The organism is Candidatus Vondammii sp. HM_W22 (assembly GCF_022530855.2).
In the GTDB taxonomy this organism is placed as follows: domain Bacteria; phylum Pseudomonadota; class Gammaproteobacteria; order Chromatiales; family Chromatiaceae; genus Vondammii.
Genome location: NZ_CP099567.1, coordinates 1,507,458 through 1,521,998 on the forward strand (window position 1 = coordinate 1,507,458; position 14,541 = coordinate 1,521,998).

Annotated in this window: 11 protein-coding genes and 2 pseudogenes; all 13 read right to left on the bottom strand. The window is 50.2% G+C overall.

What is annotated here, in order from left to right:
- Positions 1 to 112: 112 nt before the first annotated feature.
- Complete coding sequence (gene dnaE / locus MN084_RS08440; RefSeq protein WP_241087270.1) at positions 113 to 3,670, bottom strand: DNA polymerase III subunit alpha; 3,558 nt, start codon at positions 3,668 to 3,670, stop codon at positions 113 to 115.
- Positions 3,671 to 3,802: 132 nt separating this feature from the next.
- Positions 3,803 to 4,381 (bottom strand): ribonuclease HII, encoded by a 579-nt coding sequence (gene rnhB / locus MN084_RS08445; protein WP_241087269.1) that lies wholly within the window; start codon positions 4,379 to 4,381, stop codon positions 3,803 to 3,805.
- The gene (gene lpxB / locus MN084_RS08450; protein ID WP_241087268.1) at positions 4,378 to 5,523 is read right to left on the bottom strand and encodes a lipid-A-disaccharide synthase; all 1,146 of its coding nucleotides are present in this window, start codon (positions 5,521 to 5,523) and stop codon (positions 4,378 to 4,380) included. Before lpxB ends, rnhB begins: the two co-directional genes overlap by 4 nt.
- Before the next feature lie 27 nt (positions 5,524 to 5,550).
- Positions 5,551 to 6,321, bottom strand: coding sequence for an acyl-ACP--UDP-N-acetylglucosamine O-acyltransferase (lpxA, locus tag MN084_RS08455; protein WP_241087267.1), 771 nt, complete (start codon positions 6,319 to 6,321; stop codon positions 5,551 to 5,553).
- Entirely contained in the window at positions 6,318 to 6,758 is a 441-nt protein-coding gene (fabZ, locus tag MN084_RS08460; RefSeq protein WP_241087266.1) for a 3-hydroxyacyl-ACP dehydratase FabZ, read from the bottom strand. The genes lpxA and fabZ overlap by 4 nt, the downstream gene beginning before the upstream one ends.
- A 168-nt stretch (positions 6,759 to 6,926) precedes the next feature.
- Positions 6,927 to 7,949 carry a UDP-3-O-(3-hydroxymyristoyl)glucosamine N-acyltransferase gene (gene lpxD, locus MN084_RS08465; RefSeq protein ID WP_241087265.1) on the bottom strand — a complete coding sequence of 341 codons (1,023 nt, stop codon included), beginning with the start codon at positions 7,947 to 7,949 and terminating at the stop codon, positions 6,927 to 6,929.
- A 10-nt stretch (positions 7,950 to 7,959) separates the two neighbouring features.
- The gene (locus tag MN084_RS08470; RefSeq protein WP_241087264.1) at positions 7,960 to 8,484 is read right to left on the bottom strand and encodes an OmpH family outer membrane protein; all 525 of its coding nucleotides are present in this window, start codon (positions 8,482 to 8,484) and stop codon (positions 7,960 to 7,962) included.
- A 17-nt stretch (positions 8,485 to 8,501) separates the two neighbouring features.
- Positions 8,502 to 10,799 carry an outer membrane protein assembly factor BamA gene (gene bamA, locus MN084_RS08475; RefSeq protein WP_241087263.1) on the bottom strand — a complete coding sequence of 766 codons (2,298 nt, stop codon included), beginning with the start codon at positions 10,797 to 10,799 and terminating at the stop codon, positions 8,502 to 8,504.
- Positions 10,800 to 11,469: 670 nt separating this feature from the next.
- Positions 11,470 to 11,912, bottom strand: a pseudogene (locus MN084_RS08485) (ISL3 family transposase).
- 3 nt (positions 11,913 to 11,915) lie between these two features.
- Entirely contained in the window at positions 11,916 to 12,104 is a 189-nt protein-coding gene (locus tag MN084_RS08490) for a transposase family protein (RefSeq protein ID WP_241087262.1), read from the bottom strand.
- Positions 12,094 to 12,315, bottom strand: a complete 222-nt coding sequence (locus MN084_RS08495; protein ID WP_241087261.1) for a hypothetical protein — start codon at positions 12,313 to 12,315, stop codon at positions 12,094 to 12,096. Before MN084_RS08495 ends, MN084_RS08490 begins: the two co-directional genes overlap by 11 nt.
- A gap of 178 nt (positions 12,316 to 12,493) precedes the next feature.
- A pseudogene (locus tag MN084_RS08500) lies at positions 12,494 to 13,090 on the bottom strand (IS1595 family transposase).
- Positions 13,091 to 13,156: 66 nt separating this feature from the next.
- Positions 13,157 to 14,536: an RIP metalloprotease RseP gene (gene rseP / locus MN084_RS08505; RefSeq protein WP_241087260.1), complete on the bottom strand. Its 1,380-nt coding sequence runs from the start codon at positions 14,534 to 14,536 to the stop codon at positions 13,157 to 13,159.
- Between the last annotated feature and the right edge of the window lie 5 nt (positions 14,537 to 14,541).

Here is a 14,541-nt window from a genome sequence, read left to right on the forward strand (position 1 = left end):
TCTCAGGGATATATTCCTACGCAGAACATGGGAATGAAACAGTGAATTCCTCTATGATCACTGAGCTCCTTATTTTAAGCCATTCCGAACAGGCACAATTTCAGAACCTCCCTCAGGAGGAGTCAGCTGACCAGGAATGCAGTGAATAGATTACTTCCACATGCTCAGGTCCGAAGAGTCGTTCCAGTTTCCTCAGCAGTTCATCGGCAGGACGCAGTTTCCAGACATCACCGCAAACTATGGTACCGGCAGCCTCACGTCCCCTGTAGCTGAGTTGTAGATCGCAATTACCACCCTGGTAGGGTGAGCAGCGCTCTTCCAGCTCTTTCACAAATTCGGCGGGCGCAAGCCCCAATTCAGCCAGCCATTGCCAGTTGGTCTTCAATTTCACGGACTTTGCATAGGCTATTCGCGCCTGCTCGAACTCAATCACCTGGTCGACCCGAATACTCTTGCCACCCCGGTATTCATCATAGCTCAGGTTACCGGTCACCACGAGGATACGGTCACTCACCAGCACATCCTTATTGGCTTCATAGGCCTCCGAAAAGAGTGTTGTTTCTATTCGCCCACTGCGGTCATCCAGCACCAGGGTTCCCATCCGCCCTCGCTGGGTTTGGCGATGGCTGACTGAGAGTGCCAAACCAGCCACTGTGACACGCTGACTGGAACGCCGCCGGAACTTCCTGTCACCACCACCGTCGTTTTCATCTATAGAGAGTTTTCCAATTTGGGTGATCCCCAGCCCGGAAAATTCCCGCTCGTAGCGATCGATGGGGTGGCCGGTCAGATAGAGCCCCAGTGTCTCCTTCTCTCCCTGCAGGCGCAGTTCATCCTCCCACTCCTCCAGACTGTCGGGGATCACCTGCAGATCAGGGGCAAGCTCCGGCTCAGGGTCCGCCATGCCAAACAGATCATCCTGCCCTGCCGCTTCCATTTCATGGTGTTGCTCGGCCATTTTCAGTGCCAGGGGGAGTTGCGACATCAGTGTCGCCCGGTTGCTGCCCAGCTCATCCAATGCACCCGCCTTGATCAGGGAGTCCAGAACCCGGCGATTGACCTTGCGCAGATCGATCAACCGGCAAAATTCAAACAGATCCTTGTAGCTACCGCTCTGTGGCCGCGATCCGGTAATGCTTTCGATGGCCGACTCACCGACTCCCTTGAGCGCCCCCAGACCATAGATCACCGTATCGTCACCATCCACAGTGAATTTAAACTGAGAATGGTTCACATGGGGTGGACTCACCTCAAGTTTCATATTGCGGCACTCCTCAATCAGGGTCACCACTTTTTCAGTCGTGTCCATATCCGCCGAAAGCACCGCCGCCATAAAAGCAGCCGGATAGTGAGCCTTGAGCCACATGGTCTGATAAGAGACCAGAGCATAGGCAGCCGAATGGGATTTATTGAAACCGTAACCGGCAAACTTCTCCATCAGATCAAAGATGTAGGTTGCCGTATCTTCATCCACCCCTCGCTCTACCGCACCCTTACGGAAGATCTCTCCCTGCTTCTTCATCTCTTCGGGCTTTTTCTTGCCCATCGCCCGACGCAGCAGGTCGGCCCCACCCAATGAATAGCCGGCGAGAACCTGGGCAATCTGCATCACCTGCTCCTGGTAGAGAATGACGCCATAGGTGGACCGGAGAATAGGTTCCAGATCCGGGTGCGGATAGACTACCTCCTGGCATCCATGCTTACGGGCAATAAAGTCATCCACCATGCCCGACTGCAGGGGACCCGGCCGAAACAGTGCCACCAGTGCCGTGATATCGTCAAAGCTGTCAGGCTGGAGCTTTTTCACCAGCTCCTTCATGCCGCGGGACTCCAACTGAAAAACCGCCGTGGTTTCTGCCGATTTCAGCAAGCGGAATGACGCCTCATCATCCATCGCTATCTGGGTAATATCTACTGGATCTAGGTTATCGGCCTTACGCTGGCGATTAACAGCCTTTAAGGCCCAATCAACAATGGTGAGAGTGCGCAGCCCAAGAAAGTCGAACTTAACCAGCCCGACCTGCTCTACATCATCTTTGTCAAACTGGGTTACCAAGTTGGCACTGTCGGCTTCACAATAGAGGGGTGTAAAATCGGTCAGTGCCCCCGGAGAGATCACCACACCACCGGCATGCTTACCGGCGTTACGGGTCAGCCCCTCCAGTTTTTTTGCCATATCGATCAGCAGAGAGACATCCTCTTCATCCTGATATGCCTGTTTCAGCTCCTCGCTCTCCTCCAGTGCTTTATCGAGGGTGATACCGATCTCAAACGGCACCATCTTGGCAATTCGGTCAGTAAAACCATAAGGGTAACCAAGCACCCGCCCCACATCCCGGATCACCGCCTTGGCGGCCATAGTGCCGTAGGTGATGATCTGGGATACAGAATCTCTACCGTATGTCCGTGCCACATAGTCGATAACCAGATCCCGTTTATCCATACAGAAATCAACATCAAAATCCGGCATGGAGACTCGTTCAGGATTGAGGAATCGTTCAAACAGCAGTTCGTGTTCAATTGGATCCAGGTCGGTAATATTCAAGGCATAGGCGACGATTGAGCCAGCTCCCGATCCACGCCCAGGCCCCACAGGAATATCGTTATCTTTTGCCCACTGGATGAAATCCGCCACGATAAGAAAGTAGCCCGAAAAACCCATCTGATTGATGACATCAAGCTCAACCTGAAGTCGGTCATAATAGATCTTGTGTTTTTCAGCATAGTCCGGATCAGCTGTATCCAGCAACTTTTCCAGACGCAATTCCAAACCTTTACGCGACTCTTCCGAGAAAAAATCCTCGATAGTTATCCCTTCTGGAATAGGAAAGTCCGGGAGAAAATTCTTGCCAAGTATCAGTTCAATATTGCACCGCTTGGTAATTTCAACGCTATTCTCTATAGCTTCAGGAATATCGGAGAAGAGTTCAGCCATCTCTTCTGGTGTGCGCAAATATTGCTGGCCACTGTAGTTCTTCGGACGCCGGGGATCACCCAGAGTACGGCCCTCGTGAATACAGACTCGTATTTCATGGGCCTCAAAATCATCCGGCTTGAGAAACCTGACATCGTTGGTCGCAACAACAGGAACATTATGGGACAGTGCAAGTTCCACACTGGCATGTAGAGCCTCCTCCTCATTTTTCCGGCCGGTACGATGCAGTTCCAGATAGAAGCGGTCAGAAAACACTCCCAACCAATGGTTGAGCCGTGAGACAGCTTCATCCCTGTTTCCTGCAAGCTGAGCCCGGCCTATGTCACCTGCCAGGCCACCAGAGAGCGCAATAGTTCCTGCGCAACTTTCAACATTCAGCCAATCCCGCTCCATCATCGCCAGACCAAGATGCTGACCTTCACGATAACTCCGGGAAATCAGACGCGTCAGATTTCTGTAACCTTGAGGGGTTTGTACCAGAAGCAGCATACGGTAAGGGTTATTGGGATCATCCCTATCCCGTATCAGCACATCCACACCACTGACCGGCTTAACACCGGCCGTAATTGCCGCTTTGTAGAACTTAACCAGAGAGAAGTAGTTGGACTGATCGGTCACCGCAACCGCCGGCATACCCGCCTTAGCCACCTGACCGACGAGGGGCTTGATACGCACCATGCCATCGACAATGGAAAATTCTGAGTGGACGCGAAGATGGACAAAGGATGGATTCATGGTTTGGATATTCTAACTCCAGATAGAGGCAGGCGAGAGTGATCGACAGGACTTTTTTTACACTGCATAATGACTCAGATACCATCAAAACCTTCATCCCAAACTCTGTCCGGGAATGGATACCTGCTGATATTAAACATTCCCTAACAGGCGTTTAACCGGCCCAAACGACCGTCGGTGGATCTCAGTTACGCCAAGCGTTTTCAGGGCTTCAATATGTACTTTGGTAGGATAGCCTTTGTGTTTTGCAAGACCATAGCCGGGATAACGGCTATCCAGATCGACCATCTCCCGGTCTCTTGCCACCTTAGCAATAATGGAGGCGGCACTGATTGCCGGCTCACTGCCATCGCCACCGATAATCGCCTCAGCACTGCAAGGCAGATCCGGACAACGGTTGCCGTCGATCAGCGCATGCTCAGCCGGCATATCCAATGCCTCCACCGCCCGTTTCATCGCCAGTAGACTGGCATGGAGAATATTGATCTCATCGATCTCTTCCACTTCGGCACGGCCCAGAGCCCAGCTCAGTGCCTTCTTTTCTATCTCTACTGCCAATGCCTCACGGCGCTTTTCTGACAGTTTCTTAGAATCAGCAAGCCCCGTAATGGTTGCATTGGGATCGAGGATCACAGCAGCAGCGACCACAGGGCCCGCCAACGGTCCACGGCCCACCTCATCTACACCGGCAATATAGAGCATTTTTTTCATTCATCTCTCCCTATCAGAGACAAAACGGCAGCGGCCGCTTTACTGCTGGAGTCCAACCGCATCTCTCGATGCAGGCGCGCATAGGTCTGTTCAATATGAGCCACCCGATGAGGCGTATCCAGCAGCTCGATAAGTGCTGAAGAGAGCGCTTCCGGGGTGGCTGCATCCTGTATAAACTCCGGAGCTAGTTCCTCTCCGGCCAACAGGTTCGCCATGGCAACATAGGGGATTTTCAAAAGGTTAAAGTGTTTAACAATCCAGAAGGTCAGCACATTGAGCCGATAAGCCACCACCATCGGTCGTTTCATCAGCAACCCTTCCAGAGTGGCGGTCCCCGATGCCGTCAAGAGTGCATCAGCGGCTTCCATGGCATCTCTCGTCCCTCCCTCCATCAGGGTTATCGGCAGCTCAGGGGCAACCGATTTCCAGATGGTTTCAAATACTCTCCGGGTCCGGGTATTGACCAGAGGCACCAAAAAATGGAGGTTGGATTTGCTCACCAAGCACTGTTTCGCACTCTCCAGAAATATTGCGGCCAGTGATTCAATCTCACCTATCCTGCTACCGGGTAAAAGCGCAATCACCTGCCCATCGGTGATATCTAGTCGTGTACGAGCGGTTTCACGGCTATTTTCAAATGGAATTTCATCTGCCAGCGGGTGTCCGACAAAGGAGACGGGGACCTGATGTCTGCTCAGAAAATCTGCTTCAAACGGAAAAATACTCAATATCAGATCCACCGCAGACCTAATCTTTTTCACCCGCTTGGGGCGCCAGGCCCAAACCGAGGGGCTGACATAATGCACTGTGGGTATAGCGGCGGATTTCAGCGCCTTTTCAAGGCCAAGGTTAAAATCGGGGGCATCCACACCGATAAACAGATCCGGAGGATTGTTCTTAAAGTGGGCGGTAAGCTGGCGGCGGATTGAGAGTAGTTCAGGCAGATGCTTCAGCACCTCCACCAACCCTATGACCGCGAGGCGTTCCATGGGAAACAGACTATGACATCCTTGCCTCAGCATCAATGGGCCGCCAATGCCCTCAAATGTCGCATCTGGCACCCTGGCACGAATCTCACCCATCAGGCCTGCGCCCAACAGATCGCCTGAAGGCTCGTTGGCGACGATCCCTATTCTCAACATATCTCTAGGAGCCTATTAAGAACAAACTTAGCGGACGATACCGCGTTCACTCGTTTCCAAAAAATCGATATAGTGCGCGATTTCCGGGCATTCGGTCAACAGCATTTTAAGCTCCGTCACCGCATCATCCAGCACCAACCTCTTTTTATAGATCAACTTATAGCCGCGTTTGATCTGGTCGATGGTTTCCTGACTAAAAGAGCGCCGACGCAATCCTTCCGAATTGATTCCGTAGGGTTTTGCCGGTTGCCCACCGACGGTGACAAAGGGAGGAATATCCTTGTTGGTTTGAGTGCCCATGGCACAAAAGCTATGATCGCCTATCCGGCAAAACTGGTGGGCAATGGTGAAGCCACCGAGAATCGCCCAATTCCCCACCTTGACATGCCCTCCAAGTGACGCGGCATTAGCCATGATCACATGATTGCCTATCCGGCAATCATGTGCCACATGGACATAGGCCATCAGCAGGTTATCGCTGCCAATCCGGGTGACACCGCCATCCTGTTCCGTACCACGGTTTAGCGTGGCAAACTCACGGATAACATTCCGATCCCCAATCTCCAGCCGTGTCTCTTCACCGGCATATTTCATATCCTGTGGATCTTCACCCACAGAGGCAAACTGAAAAACACGGTTATCTTCCCCTATCGTGGTTAATCCCTTGATCACAGTATGGGGTCCCACCATGGTTCCTTTACCGATCCGGACACCCGCCCCTATGATAGCAAACGGGCCGACGCTCACTCCTTCATCCAGTTCGGCTGAGGTATCTATCACTGCACGTTGATCGATCAAGACTCAAACTCTCTTGTTGTGCACATAATTTCTGCAGATGCGGCAACAACACCCTCCACTCTGGCACTACATTTAAACTTGCCTATACCCTGCCTGAAGCTCTCCTGAACCGCCTCGACATGGAGTTGATCTCCAGGCTCAACTTGGCGTTTGAACCGTACTTTATCCATACCGACGAACAGACACACCGTGTTCTCCGTCACATTCTCCGGGTTCGACTCCATCACCAACAGCGCTGTTGCCTGAGCCATTGCCTCAACAATCATGACGCCCGGCATCACTGGACGTATCGGAAAATGCCCGGTGAAAAAGGGCTCATTATAGGTGACATTCTTAAGCGCAAACAGCCGCTTGTCTTTTTCAAACTCAAGCACCCGATCCAGCATCAGGAACGGATAGCGGTGCGGTAAACAACTCAGCACCTTATTAATATCCATGGTAATCAAGAATTATCTCCTGTTGATAGCCATTCTTGGTCAGTAATCTGCCCAAAAAATTAAAAAAGGAACACGAAAGATCACAAAGAAGCACAGAGAAAATCTTTATTTCTCGTTTCTAAGCGTGAGAATCAGGACACTTTTCAACTTGAATTCTAAATTGTTACTCTAATCACCTATTTTTATCTGCCTTTCAAGCACTTTAAGGCGCGCCACCACATCATCCAATCGCCTCACCTGTGCAATTGTCCTGCGCCAATCCGAATTTGGCACAGCAGGAAGACTTCCGCTGTAGAACCCAGGCTCTTTAAATGAGCGGGTCACCAGCGTCTGGGCTGAGAAATGGACATTATCCCCAATTTCCAGGTGTCCCACGACACCAACCCCACCACCAAGGGTGCAGCTACTGCCGACACTTGTCGATCCGGCAATTCCAGTGCAGGCGGCTATGGCGGTATGTTCGCCGATACGCACATTGTGGGCAATCTGAATCTGGTTATCCAGCTTCACTCCATTTTCAATCACCGTATCCCCCAAAGCACCGCGATCAATGGTTGTATTGGCCCCGATTTCGACATCGTCCCCCAGACGTACATTGCCAAGTTGCGGCACCTTGACCCAAACACCCTGGTCATCTGCCAATCCAAAGCCATCACTGCCCAGAACAGCCCCGGGATGAATCAACACACGACTGCCGATCTCACTGCCATGACAAAGTGTGATATTGGCAACTAATCGCGAATCCGTTCCTATTTTACAATCGCGGCCAATAATACAGCCCGGTCCTATAAAGGCACCTGCCGCAATGATTGCACCTGCCTCAACCACAGCACAGGGACCAATCCAGGTCTGTTCATCGACTTGGGCCTGATCAGATACAACAGCAGACGGATGCCTCCCCTGTTCCATTTCAGCCCGGGGATTAAGAAGAGCAGCGATCCGCGCATAGATTAGATAGGGATTGTCAGATACCAGCGCGTTAACTGGACAATGCTCCAGATACTCTTCACTGAGCACCACAGCCGATGCGCCGGTCGCTGCGAGGTACTTCCGATATTTTTTATTAGTCAGAAAACAGAGTGCACCCGCAGATGCATCCTGAATGGTATCGACATGGCTAATTTTGCATGCCGAATCGCCATGCAGCTGTGCTCCAACCTGGCGCGCCAGATCTCCCAGGCAATGGCTCAACTCAGCTCTCTTATTTACCTGAGGCCTTATACAGGCTTTTCAGACGTTCCAATACTTTGTTACTCATATCAGCCCTCTTACTGACGTATACGATGCCGTCGCTCAAGATTACGTCGATCCCTTCCTCTTCTCCAACCTGGCGAACCACTTCGGATACTTTGCGGAGGAGTTTATTGACCTCTTCGTTACGGCGAAGGGTCAAATCCTCTCTGAATTCGTCCTGAGCATTTTTTACTTTACGGCGACGTGAACGAATATCCTGCTCTAGGCGTTTCACCTCGGCAGAACTCATCACAGCACCATCACGGGCGAGTTTCTCTTCCAGCTTTTTCAGCTGTTTTTGGTTGGCGACTAGGTCGTTGTTGCGCCGCTCGAACTCTGTTTCCAAAGCCTTGCGAACAGCATCATACTGGGGTGACTTCTCCACCACTTTATTGGCGTTAACCACCGCAATTTTGAAACTGTCCGCAGCAGAGGCGAAGCCCGCTAAGCCCAGAAAACCGACTATCAATGCTATGAGAACTAATTTTTTCAAAATTCTTCTCCAAATACTTAGAAAGCTGTACCAAAGGTAAACTGGAAGGTTTCAGTTTCATCTCCCGACTTTTTGTTCAAAGGAAAACCTAGACTCATGCCCAGTGCCCCCACCGGTGAGAGCCAGAACACTGACGCTCCTGAAGAATAGCGTAACTCCCCCAAATCAATGTCAGTACCACCACCCGTGTCGTATACATTACCTGCATCGACAAATAATCCCAAGCGTATGGTTCTCTCCATCAGCTTGAAAGGTGCCGGGAAAAACACCTCGGCGTTGGCAACCACTTTGACATTACCGCCCAATGGATCATTGTTATCATCCCGGGGCCCAAGACTGAAGTCCTTATAGCCACGAACGGTCTTTATGCCGCCTCCGAAAAAGTTTTCCCAATAAGGCAGATGGCTAGTGTCACCGTATACATCCCCGTATGCAACATCCCCATTCAGTGCCATAGTTAACTTCTTGCCCAGAGGAAAGTAGTGTTTATGTTTGTAGGCGATCTTATAATAGGTGAGATCACTGCCGGGAAGTGTTGCTCTGGCTGAAAAACGCTGAAATCCACCCTTGGTTGGCATCAGGGCTGAGTCCCGAGAATCACGAACCCAGCTGGTACCAATTTTAAAGTCGAGGAACGTGTCACCATTATCGGTTTGAAACTGGGTAATCTCTGACGATGGTGTATCGCTCAGTTTAAAATCGGTGGAAACCAGATCCAGTGTCAGGTTGACGCGATCTGTCTCTGTCACCGGAAAACCGAAATTAACCCCCATGATGGCCGTATCTGTGATGTAGTTTGCTGTATCCACCTCATCAAAATCAGTACTCTTATAGCTCAGATTAAAGCCGCGGCTAATGCCATCCACTGTGTAGTAAGGGTTGGTATACCCGAGCTGATAGTGGGTATTGGAGTCACTGTTATCAAAAGCGAAAGATATTCGTTTACCTGTACCCAGAAAATTTCTCTGACTGATCTTGGTACTGAATATAATGCCAGAGGATTGTGAAAAACCCAGCCCAGCTACCAGATTACCCATGGGCTTCTCAACAACGCTAATATTAACATCCACCTGATCTGTCGATCCTGGGACGGCCGAAGTCTTCATATTCACTTCATCAAAGTAGCCCAATCGCTTCAAGCGCTCCCGGGAAAGGCGAACCCGGTCTCCAGAGAACCACGCCGCCTCGAACTGCCTCATCTCACGCCGCAGTACTTCATCACGGGTGCTGGTATTACCGCGCATAGTGATCCGGCGCACATAGACCCGTTTACCGGGGTCGACAAAATAGGTGATTTTAACCTGCTTCTTCTCTTCATCTATTTCCGGAATGCTGTTAACGTTGGCAAAAGCATATCCGTTATCACTCAGCAGCTTATTAACCCGTTCCGCGCTACCAACAATCTCCTTGCGTGAAAATATTTCACCCCGGATGAGATGAATCAGTGGAAAATACTTCTCCTTCTTCACTATCAGGTCACCAGCCAAGTTGATATCACTGATGGTATAAACATCGCCTTCAGCAATATTAACCCTTACGTAGATGTCCTTCTTGTCCGGGGTGATCGAGACCTGTGTTGAGGTAATTTTAAAATTGATATAGCCACGATCAAGATAGAACGAGCGAAGTTTTTCCAGATCACCGGAAAGGGCCTGTTTAGAGTACTGATCGTCTTTGGTGAAAGTAGAGAGAAACCCGGTGGTACTTAGAGAGAATTGATCCAGCAACTCATCCTCTTCAAAGGAGGTATTACCGATAATATTTATCTTTTTGATACGAGCCGTCTGGCCTTCAGAAATATCGATATTGACCGCCGCTCGGTTTCGCTCCAGCGGTATCACTGTGGAATCGAGTTTCACACCATACTTACCCTGATTGAAGTATTGGCGACTCAACTCCTGCTCGATCTTATCCAGAATGGAGCTATTGAACACCCGGCCCTCTGCCAGCCCGATATCCTTCAGTGCCAGCAGCAGCTGTTCAGTTTCCATAGATTTATTGCCTTCGATCTCAATTTTGGCAATAGCAGGTCGCTCACGGACAGAAACGATCAGCACATCCCGTTCCCGTTCCAATCGCACATCCTTAAAGAAACCGGTCTTAAAAAGAGCACGAATGATAAAGCCGGTCTCTTCCGCCTCTATCTCCTGGCCGATCCCAACCGGCAGATAATTAAATACCGTGCCAGCAGATATGCGCTGGAGTCCTTCGACTCGTATATCCTTAATCACAAAACTCTCTGCTGCGACTGACAATGGCAAAGCCAGTACACATAGCAAAAGAAGATGCTGAATGCTCTTTATAATTAAGTTCATGTTTTATTTAATTACTTGATTTTTATAGTTATTCAATAAATCAACAACCGATTATCCTGTAATAAGCCCACTTTGCAAAAAGAAAGCAGACGAATCATCGTTCCCAGATTCTCGTGATCGAATTGCAGATGGAAAAACCTTTGATAATACCGTCAAACACTCCATCGTCCTTAAAGCTATCGGAATGGGGCAACAGTATAAAGCGCGCCTCAAAAAAAAGCATTACCCCCCTACTCCATAAGGTAACTGAATCAGGTACCTAATTCAGTTACCTTCTACTAAAAAACTGGCTCTTCCCCTAGTCGAGTGGGTAAATATCACCCAACCACTCCCTCAGGATAAAGATTCAGCCCTCCAAGATGGAAGTAGATTGCATTGGCAAATCGCTCCTTGTTGCGGAAACCTCTGCCACGCACTTTGATCATATTGATTCGGCTTTTGATACCTTACTGCCGAACCATTATTTACTTCCAAAACAACAGCGTTTAATATTTCCCACAGATGATCCTTGATTGTTCCCGCCACTTTCTTGATTGGCTCCAGGCCACTGCGCACTGCCCATGACAACCACCGCTCCCAGTCTTTTCTTGCTCATGTCTTGCTGGCATAGCGCCAGAGTGACATGGCAAACTCTTTGATCGCCCAGGCGCGGGTAGCCTTCAGCGTGCTGTCACGTAGCGCCTTGAACCGTAATTCCTGTCTGCGCGCATACTCTCCGGGTTGCAGAGCCAGTCATACTGGCTGCCTTTAAGGTCCTCATAGCCATCAGCGCTTTGTGCTCTTGGCGACCTACCTTGTCCACTGCCTCACCGAGGTATTTGGCGACATGGCATTTACTAAAGACAATCGTCTCTTCAGCCCCAGGCAGGCTTTCCCGTGTGGCATTGATAAGGCTGGCCACATATCCATGGAGACACTCTCTATCGCTTCTCGCTGCTCCTTTGTCAAACTTTCGTACCATGCTTTGAACGTGGCCTTTTTGCGGTCACTGCCCACGTGTAGCACTGTACCTGCATCCTGGTCTGATAAGACTGTTACATAATCATGGAGTTTTTTGAAGACCGTCTCATCAATACCTATACGTGTTGGGCTAATCTCTGTTCTGCGTGCCAATCCTCATTTAACCGCTCGCTGCATAATTCCATCAATGGCATTCCAACTCAGCCCCATCAATCGGGAGACTGACGAGATGGACATCTCTTTCAACCAATCGATCACCAGCGCCTCAAACATTGCAGTAAATCCAGAGCCCGGTTCCGCCCAAGGAACTGACACGGTGACTACCCCATGTTCTTCACGCTTCACCCTGGGCACACCTATCCAGGTGCCGCCAGCGGCGCTTGTGTGAGTCATAGCCCGGTGAGATCTGCCCACAGGTTGAACAACACTGCTTGGCGTCTGCCTCCTGCTCAACCTGTACCGTTACCTCTCCCTCTGACAGAGCCAACCCTACACTGCAAACCAGCCAAGGACTTTTGGTACCCAGGATCTGGGAGTATAGATCTTTATCTCTCATGGGGGTACGCTGATCTACCCACTCAATTAGGGTGAAGAGCCTAAAAACTCCACCTGTTACAAGCTGCAATTGATCGGCAATCCAAACAATCGCAGTACAGGTTGGTACTGCGATTGTAAAGCCCAACAACAAATCAATAAGGGGCTGTCCTAGTTAATCAACTAACTTTGTCTTTAACCTATTGATTCCGTTGTTTGAACTGACTTTCTGGATCACTGTTGTTAAATCGCCATTCACACTCCTTCAAAAAGAGATGAAAATGGCCTTTTGGTACACCGTTAAACTGACGCATATATCGCTTTGCCTGGTTCCAAACATTCTCTATTCTGTTAATGTGGTTAGGCTTGTTTGCGAATAGCTTACTGTAATTTATTCGATAAGTGCTTAAATTCTGAGACATCTAATGCTGTCGGGCTTTACCTGTTGCCTGATGATCGGCATTAATGTTCTGGCTTTAGCATCGGAAATAATAACAGTAAACACCTTACCGTTGCACTTTAACAAGCCAAATACAGGAACTTTATCGACTGCACCTCGACCTCCTTTTCCTTTGCGCCTACCACCAAAATAACTTTCGTCTGCTTCTATTTCTCCGTCCAGCAATTCCAAATGCTCACTGTAATCATAGATAACCTGTCTAAGTCGATGAAAGTAATATCCCGTCGTTATTTCATTGATGCCAACTAAAGAGGCGGCTGTTCGTGCTGTTGTACCCGCTACAAATAACTCGATTAATCGACTTTTGTTTGCACCTACTTAATCTGCTCTTTCCCACTTTGCCATCCTAGAATAATTTATCTAGGACAGCCACATCAATAATTATTTATACAATTCTCTTTAGTTATCCCAACAATCGGGCAAGATCGACATAAAACGCCAACCCCATAAGCGCCAACAGAAGCGCCATACCAATGCGCTGGCCCTGAGCCTGGGCCGCTTCTGAGAGTGGACTCCCCTTTACTGCCTCAACCAGGAAAAACAGCAGATGCCCGCCATCCAGTACTGGAATCGGTAATAGGTTCAACACGCCGAGACTGATGCTCACCAGAGCAAGAAACTTAAGGAACTGGATAGCGCCGTAGCTTGCCGTCTTGCCCGCTGTCTGGGCTATCGAGATGGGGCCACTCAGATTCTTGACCGATACCTCCCCTTTCAACATCTGGCCTAGCATTTTCAGCATAAAAACAGACATGTCCCAGGTTTTCGCTGTGGCCAAACCGATCGCTTCCACCGGACCGTAGCGCACCTCAACCCGGTACTGGTCGAAAAGATCTTCAGGTACATGTGGGCCTGCACCGATACGTCCGATCATTTTGCCATCCACTTCCCGGCTGCCGACGATCAAACCAATGGTCTCTGTCGCACCCTGCCGTTCAATCTCCAGGGTTGCAGGTTTCCCGGGAAGCACCTTGATCGCCTCCACCAGCTCATCCCAAACTTCAAGGGGCTTGCCATTAATCGCAAGAATCCGGTCACCGGACTGGATTCCAGCTCGCTCAGCCGCTTCGCCCGGCGCCAATTGATCGATAACTGGTGGCACCTGGGGCCGTTTTGGCGTCAAACCAATGCGCTCAAGCAGCCGGCTATTCTCAGCCAATTCAATCAGTTGCCCGCCTGGCAACTGCCTATCCTCTTCATAGCCATCGGCAACCCGCACTTTGACAGCAAGGTCATCACCACTGGCTGACTCGGTAAGCAGTCCGTAAACCACCATCTCCCAGGTGGTCGTTATTCTGTCGGCCACCGAAACAAACTCATCACCCGGCTGAAATCCGGCCTCTGCTGCGATAGACCCTTCGGCAACCGCTCCCACCAGAGGCCTTGCCCCCATATCACCGGCAACATTGATCAGCCAGAAAGCGAGGATTGCGAAAATAAAGTTAAATACGGGCCCTGCCGCCACGATAGCGGCACGCACCGGCAGTGACTTGCGATTAAAAGAGCGCTCCAGCTCTTTTTCAGGAACCGCCCCTTCCCGCTCATCGAGCATTTTGACATAGCCACCAAGTGGAATGGCGGCCAGTACATACTCCGTGCCCTGATCTTCCGGGGTCGGACCGCGGCCACGAAAAGTCAGCAATGGCTTACCGAAACCGACAGAGAATCGCAGCACCTTGACGCCCAGCTTTCTGGCAACCCAGAAATGGCCAAACTCATGGACCGTAATCAGGATGCCAAGGGCAAGGATAAAAGAGAAAATAGTAAACAGCAGTGAATTCATAATCG